13 protein-coding genes, 1 tRNA gene and 2 pseudogenes are annotated in these 17168 nt (G+C 70.9%); 10 read left to right on the top strand and 6 right to left on the bottom strand.

Going from position 1 to position 17168, the window contains the following annotated elements; genetic code table 11:
* Position 1: 1 nt before the first annotated feature.
* The 3 genes from KGS77_RS04855 to KGS77_RS04845 form a co-directional block, all read right to left on the bottom strand.
* Positions 2-1222 (bottom strand): TniB family NTP-binding protein, encoded by a 1221-nt coding sequence (locus KGS77_RS04855; RefSeq protein ID WP_242578836.1) that lies wholly within the window; start codon positions 1220-1222, stop codon positions 2-4.
* 62 nt (positions 1223-1284) lie between these two features.
* The gene (locus KGS77_RS04850) at positions 1285-3465 is read right to left on the bottom strand and encodes a transposase (RefSeq protein ID WP_242578835.1); all 2181 of its coding nucleotides are present in this window, start codon (positions 3463-3465) and stop codon (positions 1285-1287) included.
* Between the two features lie 106 nt (positions 3466-3571).
* Positions 3572-4180: a hypothetical protein gene (locus KGS77_RS04845; protein ID WP_242587295.1), complete on the bottom strand. Its 609-nt coding sequence runs from the start codon at positions 4178-4180 to the stop codon at positions 3572-3574.
* A 420-nt stretch (positions 4181-4600) separates the two neighbouring features.
* Here KGS77_RS04845 and argC point away from each other — a divergent pair, with 420 nt between their 5' ends.
* From argC to KGS77_RS04820, 5 genes and pseudogenes are all read left to right on the top strand, one after another.
* Positions 4601-5629 (top strand): N-acetyl-gamma-glutamyl-phosphate reductase, encoded by a 1029-nt coding sequence (argC, locus tag KGS77_RS04840; RefSeq protein ID WP_242578834.1) that lies wholly within the window; start codon positions 4601-4603, stop codon positions 5627-5629.
* Positions 5626-6777, top strand: a complete 1152-nt coding sequence (gene argJ, locus KGS77_RS04835) for a bifunctional glutamate N-acetyltransferase/amino-acid acetyltransferase ArgJ (RefSeq protein ID WP_242578833.1) — start codon at positions 5626-5628, stop codon at positions 6775-6777. The genes argC and argJ overlap by 4 nt, the downstream gene beginning before the upstream one ends.
* 113 nt (positions 6778-6890) lie before the next feature.
* Positions 6891-7736 (top strand): annotated as a pseudogene (argB, locus tag KGS77_RS04830) (acetylglutamate kinase); the annotation flags it as partial.
* Positions 7737-7999: 263 nt separating this feature from the next.
* A complete protein-coding gene (locus KGS77_RS04825; RefSeq protein WP_242578832.1) occupies positions 8000-9217 on the top strand; it encodes an acetylornithine transaminase in 1218 nt (405 codons plus the stop codon).
* Positions 9218-9257: 40 nt separating this feature from the next.
* Positions 9258-9800 carry an arginine repressor gene (locus tag KGS77_RS04820; RefSeq protein WP_242578831.1) on the top strand — a complete coding sequence of 181 codons (543 nt, stop codon included), beginning with the start codon at positions 9258-9260 and terminating at the stop codon, positions 9798-9800.
* A gap of 146 nt (positions 9801-9946) precedes the next feature.
* Here the strand turns inward: KGS77_RS04820 and KGS77_RS04815 are convergent.
* Together KGS77_RS04815 and KGS77_RS04810 are read right to left on the bottom strand one after the other, a co-directional pair.
* Positions 9947-10129 (bottom strand): annotated as a pseudogene (locus tag KGS77_RS04815) (helix-turn-helix domain-containing protein); the annotation flags it as partial.
* A 171-nt stretch (positions 10130-10300) separates the two neighbouring features.
* Positions 10301-10374 (bottom strand) — tRNA-Pro (locus KGS77_RS04810).
* A 209-nt stretch (positions 10375-10583) separates the two neighbouring features.
* Between KGS77_RS04810 and KGS77_RS04805 the strand changes: the two genes are divergently transcribed.
* Positions 10584-10955, top strand: coding sequence for a DUF488 family protein (locus KGS77_RS04805; protein ID WP_242578830.1), 372 nt, complete (start codon positions 10584-10586; stop codon positions 10953-10955).
* 49 nt (positions 10956-11004) lie between these two features.
* On the opposite strand, the gene KGS77_RS04800 is transcribed toward KGS77_RS04805, so the two are convergent.
* On the bottom strand, positions 11005-11793 hold the full coding sequence (locus tag KGS77_RS04800; RefSeq protein ID WP_242578829.1) for an alpha/beta fold hydrolase: 789 nt from the start codon (positions 11791-11793) through the stop codon (positions 11005-11007).
* 191 nt (positions 11794-11984) lie between these two features.
* Here KGS77_RS04800 and KGS77_RS04795 point away from each other — a divergent pair, with 191 nt between their 5' ends.
* The 4 genes from KGS77_RS04795 to KGS77_RS04780 all read left to right on the top strand — a co-directional run bounded on the left by KGS77_RS04795 (position 11985) and on the right by KGS77_RS04780 (position 17092).
* A complete protein-coding gene (locus KGS77_RS04795; protein WP_242578828.1) occupies positions 11985-13178 on the top strand; it encodes an argininosuccinate synthase in 1194 nt (397 codons plus the stop codon).
* 149 nt (positions 13179-13327) lie between these two features.
* A complete protein-coding gene (gene argH, locus KGS77_RS04790) occupies positions 13328-14767 on the top strand; it encodes an argininosuccinate lyase (RefSeq protein ID WP_242578827.1) in 1440 nt (479 codons plus the stop codon).
* Positions 14768-14987: 220 nt separating this feature from the next.
* On the top strand, positions 14988-15539 hold the full coding sequence (locus tag KGS77_RS04785; protein ID WP_242578826.1) for a TetR/AcrR family transcriptional regulator: 552 nt from the start codon (positions 14988-14990) through the stop codon (positions 15537-15539).
* The gene (locus tag KGS77_RS04780) at positions 15536-17092 is read left to right on the top strand and encodes an MFS transporter (protein ID WP_242578825.1); all 1557 of its coding nucleotides are present in this window, start codon (positions 15536-15538) and stop codon (positions 17090-17092) included. The genes KGS77_RS04785 and KGS77_RS04780 overlap by 4 nt, the downstream gene beginning before the upstream one ends.
* The last annotated feature ends 76 nt before the right edge of the window (positions 17093-17168 follow it).

Below are 17168 nucleotides of genomic sequence, written 5' to 3'. Positions count from 1 at the left end.
GTCACCCTGCCGCATCGGCCTGAGGGCCGTGGTCATCGAAGGTGGTGTTCCGTGGCCGTTTCGCCTGCGAAGGCTTCTTCTCGGCGGTCGGTGGGTCTGGCGGTGGGATCACGGGCTCGTCCGGCGCATGCTCGGGCTCGTCCCGGCGGAGCATGATTTCGTCCAGCAGGCTCTCGTCGATCAGCTCTTTCCCGGACTCCATGGCCTCCTGGGCGCCGTCCTCAAGTAGGCGTCCCAGCAGGCCGACGACGCCACCGGTGCGGCGCATCAAATACTCCGGCATGGTGCCGGCGGTGAGCATGCCCTCCGTCGCGTTCAACAGCCGCAAGTGCCGTTCAATCCCATCCAGGTGGTTGACGAAGGCGTGGATCTGCTCCGGGGTGGCGTAGCGGAAGCAGTCGAGTTCGATGAGCTCGAAGCGGTGCTCGGTCTGGGTGATCTCCAGGCCGTGGATGCGGGTCGACTCCAGCGGCGGCATCTCCCACTGCCGCGTCTTCTTGTTCCACGTGGCCTCGCGCAGCAGCCCGATGCCGGGGATGTTGACGCCGGTCAGGATCAGGGTGACGTCCAGGCTCATGAAGGCCCGCACCAAGTCGAGGACGTCCTGGTCGTCGGCCCTGTGCATTCTCAGTCGGCTGATGTCGTCGAGAACCAGCGCTTTGACGCCATGGTCGTGGAGGGAGTCGGCGACCTGCCGTACCAGTTCCGGCAGCGTGGCCGACTTGCGGGTCGGGGCCCGGAAAAAGCCCAGGATCGATGCGCAGAGGCTCTTCGGGGTCGCTGTCACCGGGGTCGAGACATAGACGACCGGCGCGTGCAGGTCCCGAGAGCCCGGCAGAGTTCCGGGGTTGAGGGCGCCGTGCAGTCTTAGCCACTGGTCTTCGAAGACGGCCCCGGCTGAGCAGACAGACGCGGTCTTGCCGTAGTTGCCCCAGCCGCTGACCATGACGCCGGCGCGGGTCGGGTCGTTCTTCTTCCTCGTGTTTCCGCTCAACCGGCGCCGGATCAGCCTGCCGACCTTGTCGTGCATGGGGGTGTCCTGCAGCGGAAGGTTCGCGTTCGTCAGCTCTCGGTAGAGGTCGTAGTCGTACTGGCGGCTCTCAGGGAGCATCGACCACTGCTGCGGCGGGATCACGGAGGCAGGGACGAGCAGGCCGCGGTGGGTGCGGTAATGCTGCCAGCCGATGTAGGTGTCGAGCGGAGGGCGGCTGCCCAGGATCAACTCGGCGATCCTGGCCCGTGACGGCAGGCCCTCCACCGGGTCATCGCGAGAGTGAGATTGGGTCACGTGTCGTCCTCCCGGACAGCCGTCTCAGCTTCCGGGCCGTCGGAGGGCGGAAGCCGGAACATGGGACGTCGGCTCAGGGCCTCGTGCAGCGTTGCGGGAGCGACGGGCCTGGTTCCGGCGAGAGCTTCTTCGCGTCGCCGACGACGGTCGGCGTCGACCGCGCGGTCGATCGTGCGAGCGTGCTTGGCCCAGGCCGCGGGCATCGCGGTCGGGACCTGCTCGTCTGCGGGGGCCGGTGCGGCGGGGCGGTCGGCCGCCGCGGCCTGTGCTCGGGTGATCTCGCGGGCCTGGGCGACGCGGCGCTTCTTCCCGGCCTTCTTCTTGGCCTGGCTGGGCCACTGGTCGACGGGGGTGACCGAGCCGAGGATCCCCAGCAGATGTTCCAAGAGCTCGCTCTCGGAGTGGATCCTGATGTTGTTCGCTTTCACCTGTGCCAGAAGGGCGCCGGCGGTCTTGTCCGAGAAGGCGGGGATCTCCCCGTCGGGCGGCAGCCCTCGCCAGCGCAGGGTGTGCCAGGTCTCATGGTTGGCATCGTCCTGGAGGAACACCTGCCGGCGGTCCCTTCGGTCACTGCGGACTACCCACTGATCCGCGTGCGTGCCGCCTCGGGTGGAGGGTTGCTGGAAGCGCGGCTCGTCGAGGACCGGGTGGTGATACCAAAGCCCGAGGATCTTCACCCCGCGACGCGGATGGATCTTCACGTGATGCTTGCGCAGGACCTTGTAGTAGAAGCTCGGTTCGGGGAAGTCCAGGTCGAAGCCGCCCTGTTCCATCGCCGCGGCGAACAGGGTGTTGGGGCTGTGGTCCTCACCCGGTGCCCAACTCGGGGCGTATTCACCTAGTTTGCGGTTTTGCCAGATCTGGACGATCCAGGTCGCGATGATGTGCTCGGCCTGGTCGAGCGTGAGGCTTGCGTCGCGTTCCGGGTCGGCCCCGCGGTCTGCGACGTCGCCGCCGGTGAAGCCCAGTAGGTGTTCGAAGAGCATGGTCTGGACGGTGTGAAATTGGCGTTCGACCGCGAATTTGTCGGTCTGGCGCAGGACGCGGGCAGGAAGGATCCGGCAGCCGATCTCCCGCTCGGCCTCCACGAGGTCGTGGTTCTTGTAGGGGCCGCCGTGGTCGGTGGTGACCGTCTCTGGGGCGAAGAACGGCAGAGCGGCGACCTTGTGCCCGGTGAACTCGGCGATCACCTCGGCCGGGACTCCGGCGTAGGGCCATTCCATGTCCTCGCCCCAGCCGTCCCGCATCGGAAGCGGCAGCATCACGTCCCGCAGCAGCATCGCGACGTCGACTGAGGTGTCGGACTGCAGGGTGAGCCGGAAGGCCGGCAGCCCGTGCGTGTAGAGATCGAGCGCGAGGGTCAACGTCGCGGTGACCGCGTCACCGAACACGGTCTCGCGCAGTTTCACCGGCATTGGGGTCGAGTCCAGCACCAGAACCTGGCCCGGCCGGTGCACCACCATCCGGCCGGACACACCGGCCTCCGCGGCGGCCTCGGCCGTCCGCGCGTAACGTGGCTGGGCTCCGCCGGGGCTGAACCACTCCGCCCAGACGTGATCGAGCGTCGAGCGGGAAGGGATCTTCTTGGCCGGAAACGCGGGGAACCGCTCGCGCATGTACTGGTGCATCAACCGGTGCCTGGCGGACATACTCAGACGGGCGCGTTCGCTGCACTCGGCCTTGACGGCGAAGATCGCCTCGCGGACTTCCTCGGTGATGCTGCGGTGGCCGCTGCGTCGCCGTGTCCAGCGCCCGTCCGCGCAGGCCAGCAGAAGACTGTCGCCCGAAAGTGCCGACAGGCGCTCCAGTGTCCGGTAGCTGAGGTGCTGCAGACCGAGCAGGACCGCTTCCGGGCGGGGCATCGCCTTTATCTCCGCGGCCTTCGCGTAGCGGCGCTGGGTCAGCGTCGTGCGGTCCGGATCGTAGGCGGGCCGGGGCTCACCCGGCAGGGCCCGAGCCGGGTGGCCTTCTCGGAATCCCGTCTCGGCTTCCAGCACGTGCGCAGCCCTCAGCCGGGCCCGCTCCAGCTGGTCCTTTGTCAGGTCGGCCAGTATCCTCGGCTGCCGGGAGACCGGCGACGGGCGACTCGACTCTTCGACCGTCGGCAGGAGCCGCAGATCGGGATGGTTGAGGAGCCAGCGGAACGAGCGGGTCTCCGTGCGGCCGTCGTCACCCACGAGACGAGCCGACCGAACTGACCGTGGACGTCTTCGATCGTCCACTCGACGCCGTTGAGCGTGACCCGTCTGCCCGGCGCGATCTGCAAGAAGCCCCTCGCTGCCATCACGCCGCCCAGATCAGCGAGCTGTCGCGCAGGGGACTGCCCAGGTCAACGCCGAGCTCGCGCTGCCAAAGCAGCCGGACGATGTTCGCCCGGCCAACGGACGGCACGCTGGTCGCGTCCGCCAGCTCGGAGAACGTCATCGCCCGCCCCTGCTGCCCGCCGATGACGGAGAGCAACTGGTCGTGCATGCCAAGCAGGTCCCTCGCCGGCCGTCGGCGCGAGGACATGTGATCAAGGACGCTCCAGACATGCGGGCGCCAGCCCGCGACCACCGAGTACCGCCAGCCGCAGGCCGCCGCCACTTCCCTGGCCGCCGCGAACTTCAGCGCGTCCTCTTCTTTGATCAGCTCCATCGGGCGCACGTCCAGCAACCACATCCCGCCCCCGATCACGGCCAGGTAGTCCGGGATGTGCCAGGCCTGTCCGCCTACATGCTCGAAATCCAGCCGGAACGGCTGCGACAGCACCTCCGACGCCCCTAAGAAGTCCAACGCGACCAGCAGCCGCATCTCCTCCAACGACTCGAAACCATGCTTCCTGCCCGTCGAGGCCATCACCTCAAGCCCAGGGCGATGCCGCTGCTTCGCCCGCCACGTGAACCCCCGCATCGGACGGGACGACAGCACCGGTACGTGAGCCATATCCCGGATCGGCCAGCAGACCTCCCCTGTACCGACCCGCCACGTCGAGCTCCACCGACGTACCCACTCATCCCCGAGCCTCAGTCGATGCCGCAGACCGGCGTCCCCGGCGTACACCGTGACAAGCTGGTCCAGATGACTTGAATCCGACGGGATCTTCGCCTGCGTTACCTCGGCCACTCACACACAGCAGCACTCCTCGGTCGACGAAGAAGGCAGTTCTTCGGAACTGGTCACAACACAGCGTTACGAGACCAAGATCCGCCAACTAGAACTCGCATCCGCCAACTAAAAGTCGCAGTCACAGTCCCCTCTGTCTCCCGTCATGCATGCCATTGCATAAAGCTTCCAAGATGCGTATAGTCATGCCATCGGCGAGGAGGGTTCATGACGGTGCGGGCGGCGGTGGCCGGGGGCAGTGGGTATGCGGGTGGGGAGGTTCTGCGGCTGTTGCTGGGGCACCCCGGGGTGGAGGTCGGGGCGGTGACCGGGAATGCCAGTGCGGGTCAGCGGCTGGGGGCGGTGCAGCCGCATCTGCTGCCGTTGGCCGGAAGGGAGCTGGCGCCGACCACCGCTGAGGCGCTGGCCGGGCATGACGTGGTGTTCCTGGCGTTGCCGCACGGGCGGTCGGCCGAGGTCGCGCGGGAGCTGGGGCCGGATGTCCTCGTCGTGGACTGCGGGGCGGACTTCCGGCTGCGCGACGGTGCCGACTGGGAGAAGTTCTACGGTTCGCCGCACGCGGGCACCTGGCCGTACGGGCTCCCCGAACTGCCCGGGGCCCGTGAGGCGCTGCGCGGGGCCCGGCGCGTCGCGGTTCCGGGGTGTTATCCCACGGCCGTCACGCTCGCGCTCTTCCCGGCGTACGGGGCCGGGCTCGCCGAGCCGGAGGCGGTGGTCGTCGCGGCGTCGGGGACCTCGGGTGCGGGCAAGGCGCCCAAGGCCCATCTGCTCGGCAGCGAGGTGATGGGGGCCATGAGCCCGTACGGGGTCGGGGGAGGACATCGGCACACGCCGGAGATGGTGCAGAACCTCAGTGGTGTGGCCGGTGAGGCGGTGGGGGTTTCCTTCACGCCGACGCTGGCGCCGATGGCGCGCGGGATCCTCGCCACGTGCAGCGCCAAGGCCCGGCCGGGCGTCACCGGGCAGGACGTACGGGACGCGTACGAAAAGGCGCTGGCCGACGAGGCGTTCGTCCACCTCCTGCCCGAGGGGCGGTGGCCGTCCACGGCCGCCGTGTACGGGTCCAACGCCGCCCACGTCCAGGTGACCCTGGACGAGGCGGCCGGCCGGATCATCGCGATCAGCGCCATCGACAACCTGACCAAGGGCACCGCGGGTGGCGCGGTGCAGAGCATGAACATCGCCCTCGGCCTCCCCGAGGAGCTGGGGCTTTCCACGATCGGAGTCGCACCGTGAGTGTCACGGCAGCACAGGGGTTCACGGCGGCGGGCATCGCCGCCGGAATCAAGGAGAACGGCAAACCGGATCTCGCACTGGTCGTGAACAACGGGCCGCGACGGGACGCCGCCGGCGTCTTCACCTCCAACCGCGTCAAGGCGGCTCCCGTCCTGTGGTCCGAGCAGGTCCTCAAGGGCGGCCGGGTCGACGCCGTCGTCCTGAACTCCGGCGGCGCCAACGCCTGTACGGGCCCCAAGGGGTTCCAGGACACCCACGCCACCGCCGAGCGGGCGGCGGAGGTTCTCGGTGTGGGCGCAGGGGAGGTCGCTGTCGCTTCGACCGGTCTGATCGGCGTCCATCTGCCGATGGACAAGCTGCTGCCGGGGCTGGACAAGGCCGCCGCCGAACTGAGCGCGCACGGCGGCGAGAAGGCCGCCATCGCCATCAAGACCACCGACACCCTGCACAAGACCGCGGTCGCCGGCGGTGACGGCTGGACGGTCGGCGGCATGGCCAAGGGCGCCGGCATGCTCGCCCCGGGCCTGGCCACCATGCTCGTCGTCCTGACCACCGACGCCGACCTCCCGGCGCCCGCGCTGGACACCGCCCTGCGCGCCGCGACCCGGCAGACCTTCGACCGGGTCGACTCCGACGGCTGCATGTCCACCAACGACACCGTGCTGCTGCTCGCCTCCGGGGCGTCGGGCATCGCACCGGAGGCCGGGGCCTTCGCCGAAGCCGTACGGGCCGTCTGCGAGGACCTGGCACGCCAGCTCATCGGTGACGCCGAGGGCGCCAGCAAGGACATCCGGATCGAGGTGATCAACGCGGCGAGCGAGGACGACGCGGTGGAGGTGGGGCGCTCGATCGCCCGGAACAACCTGCTGAAGTGCGCGATCCACGGCGAGGACCCCAACTGGGGCCGGGTGCTGTCCGCCATCGGCACCACGTCCGCCGCCTTCGACCCCGACCGGCTGCACGTCGCCATCAACGACGTCTGGGTCTGCAAGAACGGTTCGGTGGGCGAGGACCGCGACCTGGTCGACATGCGCTACCGGGAGGTACGGATCACCGCCGACCTCTCCGCGGGCGGCGAGTCCGCCGTCGTGTGGACCAACGACCTCACCGCCGAGTACGTCCACGAGAACAGCGCGTACTCCTCATGAGCACGCCAAAGGACACCGGTACTCACCGGCACGCGGGCACGCGCGAACACACCGGCACGCGCGAACACACCGGTGCGCGCAAGCACACCGCGCTCCCCAAGGCCCGCACCCTCATCGAGGCGCTGCCCTGGCTGACCCGGCACCACGGCAAGACGGTCGTCATCAAGTTCGGCGGCAACGCGATGGTGGACGACGAGCTCAAGGCCGCCTTCGCGCAGGACGTCGTCTTCCTGCGGCACGCGGGGCTGCGGCCCGTCGTCGTCCACGGCGGCGGTCCCCAGATCAGCGCCCAGCTCGACCGGCTGGGCCTGGAGTCGCAGTTCACGGCGGGCCTGCGGGTCACCACGCCGGAGGCGATGGACGTCGTACGGATGGTGCTGGCCGGGCAGGTGCAGCGTGAGCTGGTCGGGCTGCTCAACGAGCACGGCCCGCTCGCCGTCGGCATGACCGGCGAGGACGCCCACCTGATGACCGCGACCAAGCACTACGCCGAGGTCGACGGCGAGCGGGTGGACATCGGACGGGTCGGCGAGATCACCGGTATCGAGCCCGGAGCCGTACAGACGCTCCTGGACGACGGGCGGATCCCGGTCATCTCCTCGATCGCCCGCAGCGCCGACCCCGGTGACGCGGCGGGCGTCTACAACGTCAACGCCGACACCGCCGCCGCGGCGCTGGCCGCCGCGCTCGGCGCCGAGACGCTGATGGTCCTCACCGACGTCGAGGGCCTGTACGAGGACTGGCCGCACAGCGACGAGGTGATCTCCCGGCTGACCGCCTCCGAGCTGGAGGACCTGCTGCCCGAACTGGCCAGCGGCATGGTGCCCAAGATGGAGGGCTGCCTGTTCGCGGTCCGCAACGGGGTGCACACCGCCCGGGTCATCGACGGGCGGGTGCAGCACGCGATCCTGCTGGAGATCTTCACGGACGAGGGCATCGGCACGATGGTCGTCCCGGACGCGGAAGCGGGCGCGGGCGCGGACAAGGATCAGGACAGGGACAAGGACAGGGACGGGGCCGCGGATGCGGGCGGGGGTGTGAGCGCGTATGTGGACGTGGATGCGGGCGCAGGTACGGGTGCGGGTACGGGCGCGGACCCGGGGCCGGATGCGTACGAGGGGCAGGCCGCGGCCGTGAAGCCGGAACCGGGGGCGCGGCCCCGGCCCCGGCCGGCCCGGCTGACGACGACGCAGCAAGGCCCACGTACCACCGAGGGAGCGGCATGAACGACCACGAGCACCCGCACCAGCACCACCACGGCGGTCCGGCCAACAGCGGCCTCACCCGACGCTGGCAGGGCGCCATGATGGACAACTTCGGCACGCCCCGTCTGGCGCTCGTGCGGGGCGAGGGCGTGAAGGTCTGGGACGCCGACGGCAGGGAATACCTCGACTTCCTCGGCGGTATCGCCGTCAACGCCCTCGGCCACGCCCACCCCGCCGTCGTACGGGCCGTCTCCGACCAGATCGCCACCCTCGGGCACGTCTCCAACCTCTTCGTCAGCGAGCCGACCGTCGCACTGGCCGAACGCCTCCTGGCGCTCACCGGCCGCAGCGGCCGGGTCTACTTCTCCAACTCCGGCGCCGAGGCCAACGAGGCCGCTTTCAAGATCGGCAGGCTGACGGGCCGCCGGCACATGGTCTCGGCGACCGGCGGCTTCCACGGCCGTACCATGGGCGCCCTCGCCCTGACCGGCCAGCCCGCCAAGCAGGGGCCCTTCCGGCCGCTCCCGGGGGACGTCGAGCACGTCCCGTACGGGGACGCCGAAGCGCTGCGGGCCGCCGTCACCACCGACACCGCCCTGGTCGTCCTGGAACCCGTCCAGGGCGAGAACGGCGTCGTCCTGCCGCCGCCGGACTATCTCCGGGCCGCCCGCGAGATCACCCGCGCCACCGGGACCCTGCTGGTCCTGGACGAGATCCAGACCGGCATCGGCCGTACGGGCCACTGGCTGGCGTCCCAGGCGCAGGGCGTGGACGCGGACGTCGTCACCCTCGCCAAGGGGCTGGGCGGCGGCCTGCCCATCGGGGCCACCCTCGCCTTCGGTCCGGCCGCCGAGCTGCTCACGCCCGGCGCGCACGGCTCGACGTTCAGCGGCAACCCGGTCGTGTGCGCCGGCGCGCTCGCCGTCCTGGACACCATCGCCGCCGACGGTCTGCTCGACCACGTCAAGCGGGTGGGGGAGCGGCTGCGTGGCGGGATCGAGGCCCTGGGACACCGGCTGGTCGGCCAGGTCCGCGGCGCCGGTCTCCTCCTGGGTATCGTCTTGACCGAGCCCCTCGCGCCGCAGGCGCAGCAAGCGGCTCAGGACGCGGGTCTCCTGGTGAACGCGGTCGCGCCGGACGTGCTCCGGCTCGCCCCGCCGCTGATCGTCTCCGACGAGGATGCGGATACGTTCCTCCGGAAGCTCCCCGCCGTCCTCGACGCGGCCCTCGCCTAGGGGTACGCGGGGAACGACGATCCGGAGACTGACGACAACGATGACCGAGGCGCAGGACAACGAAGTGCTGCACGGCGGCCCCGCCGTACCGCAGACCCGCACCGCCCGACACCGACGGATCGTGGACATCCTCAACCGGCAGCCGGTCCGCTCCCAGAGCCAGCTCGCCAAGCTGCTCGCCGACGACGGCCTGTCCGTCACCCAGGCGACACTCTCCCGCGACCTGGACGAACTGGGCGCGGTCAAGATCCGCAACACCGGTGGTGAGCTGATCTACGCCGTACCGAGCGAGGGCGGCGACCGCACGCCGCGGGCGCCGCTGGGGGAGTCCGCCAAGGAGGAGCGGATGCGCCGCCTCTCCGGCGAGCTGCTGATCTCCGCCGAGGCGTCCGCCAACCTCGTCGTCCTGCGCACCCCGCCCGGCGCCGCCCAGTTCCTGGCCTCGGCCATCGACCAGGCCGAGCTGCACGACGTCCTCGGCACGATCGCGGGCGACGACACGCTGATGCTCATCAGCCGCGACCCCGCCGGCGGCCAGGCGCTGGCCGACCACCTCCTGCGGCTGGCGCAAAAGGCCCGCTGATCCGGCGCGGACCGTACGGAACGCGCCCCTGCGCCACCGCCCGCGCACTGCACTGGCGGTGGCGGTGGCGGGGGTCAGGGGTACGTACGGGGGCGCCCGTCAGCACTGTGCGCCGGCCTGATCGCCCGCGCCCGGCGGCATGCCCGCGCCCGGCCCGGCTCGGTGAGGGCGTACTCGACCCGCGGCGGCACGGTGGGGTGCACGGTCCGCTCGACCAGGCCGTACCGCTCCAGCATGCGCAGGTTCTGGGTGAGCATCTTGTGGCTGATGCCCTCGACCCCGTCGCGCAGCTCACTGAAGCGCAGGGTGCGCTCGCCGAGCGCCTCAATGTCATCGAGATCAGCTTCGTCATCGACACCGGGCTGCCCGCCTGAGGCAGCCCACCGAGCCCCGGCACAGGGACCAGGACCGGCCTCCGTGCAGCAGCGAGAAGGCCGTGAACAGCGAGAAGGCCCCGCCGACCGGAATCTCTTCCGGCCGACGGGGCCTTCCCGGCACCGTCGGGACGACAGGATTTGAACCTGCGACCCCTTGACCCCCAGTCAAGTGCGCTACCAAGCTGCGCCACGTCCCGATGCTCGTTCCGCCCGGGTTTTCCCCCGGACGGGGCGTGCAGAAGAAAAATACCCTGTCCGGGCCCCTGAATCCAAAGCGGGGTGCTTTCGGCGGCTCGCGGGGCCGCTCGGCGGGGGGCCGGGACGGCCGGAAACGGTCTCCGGGACACGCCGTAAGGAGGCGGGGAAGGGCCGCGCGGTCCGGGCGGACGCGTGGTTCCATGGCGCCATGGCCGGTCACCGTGGGGAGATCCGACAGCGCCGCGTGTACGAGCCGCCCGAGGCGGAGGACGGCGCGCGGGTGCTGGTGGACCGGCTGTGGCCGCGCGGGCTGGCGAAGGATGCGGCTCGGCTGGACGAGTGGTGCAAGGACGTCGCGCCCTCCAAGGAGCTGCGTACCTGGTACGGGCACCGTCCCGAGCGGTACGAGGAATTCGCCGGGCGCTACCGGCGGGAACTGGACGCCTCCCCGGCCGCGGAAGCGCTCGCAGGACTGCGGGAGCGGGCGGCGGCCGGTCCGCTGACGCTGCTGACGGCTACGAAGGAGACCGCTTTGAGTCATGTGACCGTCCTGGTGGAGGTGCTGGGGGAGGGTTCGTAAAAGACCTCCCCCGGGGTTTGGGGAGCCTGGCCCGGCTCCCCGCAGGTCCTTACGGCGCGCCGAGGAAGTCCAGGACGAGCGGGCTCGCGACGGTGCGGAACTCCTCGAAGTAGGCGTGCCGGGCGTCCGGTATGAGGTGCAGCCGGGCGCCGGGTATGCGGCCGGCGAGCAGAGGCGCGTTGGCGGTGGGGTTGAACCGGTCGTCGGTGCCGTGGAGCACCAGGGTGGGGGCCGTGACGTGCCCTAGCGCCTCCCAGGCGTCGTGCCGCGCGCTGGCGAGGCGGTGCCGCCGCCGGGCGTGGGCGGGCATGGCCGGGTCGCCGAGGACGGTGGAGCGGCCCAGGAGCCCGGGCTGCCGGGCCTGCCACGCCGGGGTGTACATCAGGTCGAGCAGCGTCCTGCGGGCCGCTGCCGGGTCGGCGTCGGAGAGGGCGGTGCTGACCGCCGGGTCGCGTTCGACGCCGTGCGGACCGCCGGGGGAGGTGCAGCCCAGGACGAGACGGCGTACGCGGTGGGGGTGCCGTACGGCGACCCACTGGGCCACCCGGCCGCCCATGGAGGTGCCGTACACGTCCGCGCGGCCGATGCCCAGATCGTCCAGTACGGCGATCACGTCCTCGGCGAAGCCTTCGGTGCTGTAGGGGCGGTCCGGCTTGTCGCTCATGCCGGTGCCGCGGTAGTCGAGCGTGACGGTGCGGCGGGCCGGGTGGAAGTCGTCGCGGACGGTGTCCCACCAGTGGTGGTCGTTGGCCTGTCCGGAGAGCAGGACCAGGGGGGTGCCCTGGCCCCGTACCTGGTAGGCGATGCGGGTGGTGTCAGGAGCGGTGGCGTACGGCACGGCGGCTCTCCCTTGGAGGGGCTGGGGCGTCTTGGGCGCATCACCATGATCGTGCCGCCCGGAGGGGCACCGCGATCTTGTGGGCCGGATGCCGGCCGTTCACCCGGAGGGCGCGTGTTGCGTTGACAGAACATACGGAGCTCTGCATAGTTATACCCATCAGCGTATGCACGCACCGTAAGGAGAAACCCGTGACCGAGCGCGTCGTACTCGCCTACTCGGGCGGCCTGGACACCTCCGTCGCCATCGGCTGGATCGCCGAGGAGACGGGCGCCGAGGTCATCGCCGTCGCCGTGGACGTCGGCCAGGGCGGCGAGGACCTGGACGTCATCCGCAAGCGCGCGCTCGCCTGCGGTGCGGTGGAGGCCGAGGTCGCCGACGCCAAGGACGAGTTCGCCGACGAGTACTGCCTCCCGGCGATCAAGGCCAACGCCCTCTACATGGACCGCTACCCGCTGGTCTCCGCCCTCTCGCGGCCGACCATCGTCAAGCACCTGGTCGCCGCGGCCAAGAAGCACGGTGCCACCACCGTCGCCCACGGCTGCACCGGCAAGGGCAACGACCAGGTCCGGTTCGAGGCCGGCATCGCCTCCCTGGCCCCCGGCCTGAACTGCATCGCGCCCGTGCGGGACTACGCGATGACCCGGGACAAGGCGATCGCGTTCTGCGAGGCCAAGAGCCTGCCGATCACGACCACCAAGAAGTCGCCCTACTCCATCGACCAGAACGTCTTCGGGCGGGCCGTGGAGACCGGCTTCCTGGAGGACATCTGGAACGCGCCGATCGAGGACGTGTACGAGTACACCGAGAACCCGGCCGCCGTCCGCGAGCCCGACGAGGTGATCGTCACCTTCAAGGAAGGTGTACCGGTCGCCCTCGACGGCAAGCCCGTCACCGTCCTGCAGGCCATCCAGCAGCTCAACGAGCGGGCGGGCGCCCAGGGCGTCGGCCGGATCGACATGGTCGAGGACCGGCTGGTGGGCATCAAGTCCCGCGAGGTGTACGAGGCGCCGGGCGCCATCGCGCTGATCACCGCCCACCAGGAGCTGGAGAACGTCACCGTCGAGCGCGAACTGGCCCGCTACAAGCGGCAGGTCGAGCAGCGCTGGGGCGAGCTGGTCTACGACGGCCTGTGGTTCTCCCCGCTCAAGCGGGCCCTGGACGGCTTCATCGAGGAGGCCAACCAGCACGTCAGCGGCGACATCCGGATGACGCTGCACGGTGGCCGCGCGGTGGTCACCGGGCGGTGTTCGGAGCAGTCCCTGTACGACTTCAACCTGGCGACGTACGACTCGGGCGACACCTTCGACCAGTCCAAGGCTCAGGGATTCATCGACATCTTCGGTCTCTCGTCGAGGATCGCCGCCAAGCGTGACCTCGCCTGACCCGCGTCGTTCCCAGGCCGCCTCCCTGCTCCCGTGTGGTGGGGAGGCGGTCGCACATCCACACCGGGCCGCACGCCCGCCTTGATCACCGGGGCGCACGTCCGCCCTGATCACCGGGCCGTACATCCACCTCATGAGGAGTTCGCGCAGTGAGCAGCAACGGCAAGAGCGAGAGCCAGGACCTCCGGCTCTGGGGCGGCCGGTTCGCCGACGGCCCCGCCGAGGCGCTGGCCAGGCTCTCGGCGTCCGTCCACTTCGACTGGCGGCTCGCACCGTACGACATCGCCGGCTCCCGCGCCCACGCCCGGGTGCTGCACAAGGCCGGGCTGCTCACCGCCGAGGAGCTGGAGCGCATGCTGGCCGGCCTGGACCGCCTGGAGGCCGATGTGGCCTCCGGCGCCTTCGTGGGCACGGTCGCCGACGAGGACGTGCACACCGCCCTGGAGCGCGGACTGCTGGAGCGCCTGGGGCCGGAGCTGGGCGGCAAGCTGCGGGCCGGCCGGTCCCGCAACGACCAGGTGGCCACGCTCTTCCGGATGTATCTGCGCGACCACGCCCGGATCATCGGCGGCCTGCTCGCCGACCTCCAGGAAGCGCTGGTCGCGCTGGCCGAGGCCCACCCGGACGTGGCCATGCCCGGACGCACCCACCTCCAGCACGCCCAGCCGGTCCTGTTCGCCCACCACGTCCTGGCCCATGTCCAGGCGCTGTCCCGGGACGCGGAGCGGCTGCGGGAGTGGGACCGGCGCACGGCCGTCTCCCCGTACGGTTCCGGGGCGCTGGCCGGGTCCTCGCTGGGGCTGGACCCTCAGGCGGTGGCCGCGGACCTCGGTTTCGAGCGCGGCAGCGCCGCCAACTCCATCGACGGCACGGCGTCCCGGGACTTCGTCGCCGAGTTCGCCTTCATCACCGCCATGACCGGCGTGGACCTGTCCCGGATCGCGGAGGAGGTGATCCTGTGGAACACCAAGGAGTTCTCCTTCGTCACCCTGCACGACGCCTTCTCGACCGGGTCCTCGATCATGCCGCAGAAGAAGAACCCGGACATCGCGGAGCTGGCGCGCGGCAAGTCCGGGCGGCTGATCGGCAACCTGACGGGGCTGATGGCCACGCTCAAGGCGCTGCCCCTGGCGTACAACCGGGACCTCCAGGAGGACAAGGAGCCCGTGTTCGACTCCTGTGACCAGCTCGAAGTGCTCCTCCCAGCCTTCACCGGCATGATGGCGACGCTGACCGTCCACCGCGAGCGCATGGAGGAACTGGCTCCGGCCGGCTTCTCGCTGGCGACCGACGTCGCCGAGTGGCTGGTGCGGCAGGGGGTGCCGTTCCGGGTGGCGCACGAGGTCGCGGGAGAGTGCGTCAAGGTGTGCGAGGCCCACGGCATCGAACTCGACCAGCTCACCGACGAGCAGTTCGCCGCGATCTCCCCGCACCTGACGCCGGAGGTCCGTACGGTCCTGGACGTGCCCGGCGCGCTGGCCTCGCGCGGTGGCCGCGGCGGGACCGCGCCGTCGGCCGTCGCCGTACAACTGGCCGAGGTCAAGGCGGACCTGGCGACGCAGCGGGAGTGGGCGGACGCCGGGCGCTGAGGGCCGGGCACCACCGTCCTGGTCACCGGGACGGCTCACAGGACGCCACCGGCCGCCTCGCCGGGCGGCGGCACACGCGGCCCGCGTGAGGCGCGCCCGGCGAGGTGGAGGTGCCGCGCCGGGCGCCGCCCGCCGTCCGGCACACCAGGGGGCGCCGTACGAGTGCGTCAGCGTACGATCGTATGAGACAAGTGTGTCTCATACGGTTATTCTATGTCTCATGGCTGTTGACCGAGACCACGTACTCAAAGAGGCCGCCGCCCTGCTCACGCGCCGGGCCACCGCCTCCATGGACGAGATAGCCCGGGCCGCGGGCATCAGCCGTGCCACGCTGCACCGCCACTTCGCCGGCCGCGACACCCTCATACGCGCGCTGGAGGAACTGGGCATCCGGCAGTTCGGGCAGGCGCTGGACGCAGCCCGGCTGGAGGAGGGCGACGCCGTAGGGGCGCTGCGCCGGCTGCTCGCCGAGGCCGAGCCCGTCTTCGGCTTCCTGGCCTTCCTCTACACCGAGAACCAGCTCTTCGAGGGCGAGGAGATCAACGAGGGCTGGGAGCGGCTGGACGCCCGGATCAACGCGCTCTTCCGCCGCGGCCAGGAGGAGGGCGTCTTCCGGATCGACCTGACGCCCGTATGGCTCACCGAAGCGCTCTACGGACTGATCGGCGCCGGTGCCTGGGCCGTCCACGAGGGCCGCGTCGCCCGCAGGGAACTCAACCATTCGATCGCCGAGCTGCTGCTCGGCGGCGTCCGACGGAGCATGGAGAAATGAGCCAGACCACGAAGCCCGGTACGGCAGGGGCGAGCACCACGGAACAGCCCCGTCCCGGGCGCTGGCTGGCGCTCGCGGTCCTGGTCCTGGCGGTCCTGCTCATCGGCGTCGACGCCACCGTCCTGGGCCTGGCCACCCCCTTCCTCAGCGAGGACCTGCGCCCCTCCGGCACCCAACTGCTGTGGATCGGTGACGTCTACTCCTTCGTGATCGCCGGTCTGCTGGTCTCGATGGGCAGCCTCGGTGACCGCGTCGGCCGCAAGAAACTGCTGCTGAGCGGTTCCGTCGCCTTCGGCGCGATGTCGGTCCTGGCGGCCTACTCGACCACCCCGGCCATGATGATCACCGCCCGCGCGCTGCTGGGCGTGGCGGGTGCGACGCTGATGCCCTCCACCCTGGCGCTGATCCGCAACCTCTTCCACGACCCCAGGGAACGCAGTCTGGCCATCGGCATATGGGGGGCGATGGCCTCGGCGGGCGCGGCCGTCGGCCCGGTGCTCGGCGGCTTCCTGCTCGGGCACTTCTGGTGGGGCTCGGTCTTCCTGATCAACCTCCCCGTGATGGCGCTGCTGGTCCTCATCGGCGCGAAGGTGCTGCCGGAGTCCCGCAACCCCGACCCCGGCCCCTGGGACCTGCCCAGCGTCGGACTGTCGCTGATCGGCGTGGTGGGCGTCGTGTACGCCGTCAAGGAGGCGGCGGTGCACGGCGCTCGCTGGGACATCGCCGTGGCCGGCGTGCTCGGCGTCCTCGCGCTGGCCCTCTTCGTACGGCGGCAGCTCACCCTCTCCTCGCCGCTGCTGGACATGAAGCTCTTCCACAACCGGGGCTTCTCCGGGGCCGTCCTGGCCGATCTGCTGACCATCCTGGGCCTGTCCGGCCTGGTCTTCTTCCTCTCGCAGTTCCTTCAGATGGTGCAGTCGCGCTCGCCGCTGAACGCCGGGCTCACCGAGCTGCCGGCCGCGATCGGCGCGGTCGGGGCCGGGCTGGCCGCCGGGTACGTCGCCCGGCGGCTGTCCGTACGTGTCGTGGTGGCCGGAGGGCTGGCGGTGGTCGGGCTGGCGCTGGCGTCCTGCGCCGCGCTGGACGCCGGCACCGGCATCCTCGCCCTCGGCACGATCCTGTTCGTGGTCGGCGTCGGCGCCGGCTTCGCCTTCACCGTCACCGCCGACGTGATCCTCTCCAGCGTGCCCAAGGAGCAGGCGGGCGCGGCCTCGGCGGTCTCGGAGACGGCGTACGAGCTGGGGGCGGCCCTGGGCATCGCGCTGCTCGGCTCGGTGGTCACCGGCATCTACCGGGACTTCGCCACCCCGGACGGCGTGCCCGAGCGCGCCGCCGAGGCCGCCCGGGAATCCCTGGGCGGCGCCGTGGAGGCCGCCGCCGGCCTGCCCCCCGCCGCCGGGGAGCGGCTGCTGCGAGCCGCCCAGGACTCCTTCGTCGGCGGCCTGGAGACGGCGGCCGTGGCCGGCGCCGCGGTGCTGCTGGCCGCGGCGGGGGCGGCCTGGTTCCTGCTGCGCGGCCAGAAGCTGGAGGACGGTCCCGCGCGGCACCCATGAGACAGGTGTGACAAGGGGGTGGGCGCGTCACGGGAGTTGCGGACCCGTTCACCCCCGGCTCACCCAGGGGCGGGCG

Origin of the sequence: Streptomyces sp. MST-110588 (genome assembly GCF_022695595.1) — a bacterium.
Taxonomy (GTDB): domain Bacteria; phylum Actinomycetota; class Actinomycetes; order Streptomycetales; family Streptomycetaceae; genus Streptomyces.
The sequence above is the reverse complement of the archived record's forward strand: the minus strand, read 5'-3'. Positions and strand labels throughout refer to the sequence as shown.

Bases quoted from the DNA above. Each gene is read 5' to 3' on its own strand.
- KGS77_RS04780 (WP_242578825.1), top strand. From the start codon at position 15,536: ATGAGCCAGACCACGAAGCCCGGTACGGCAGGGGCGAGCACCACGGAA.
- argC (WP_242578834.1), top strand. From the start codon at position 4,601: ATGACGGTGCGGGCGGCGGTGGCCGGGGGCAGTGGGTATGCGGGTGGG.
- KGS77_RS04805 (WP_242578830.1), top strand. From the start codon at position 10,584: ATGGCCGGTCACCGTGGGGAGATCCGACAGCGCCGCGTGTACGAGCCG.
- KGS77_RS04785 (WP_242578826.1), top strand. From the start codon at position 14,988: ATGGCTGTTGACCGAGACCACGTACTCAAAGAGGCCGCCGCCCTGCTC.
- KGS77_RS04845 (WP_242587295.1), bottom strand. From the start codon at position 4,180: ATGCGGGGGTTCACGTGGCGGGCGAAGCAGCGGCATCGCCCTGGGCTT.
- KGS77_RS04820 (WP_242578831.1), top strand. From the start codon at position 9,258: ATGACCGAGGCGCAGGACAACGAAGTGCTGCACGGCGGCCCCGCCGTA.
- KGS77_RS04825 (WP_242578832.1), top strand. From the start codon at position 8,000: ATGAACGACCACGAGCACCCGCACCAGCACCACCACGGCGGTCCGGCC.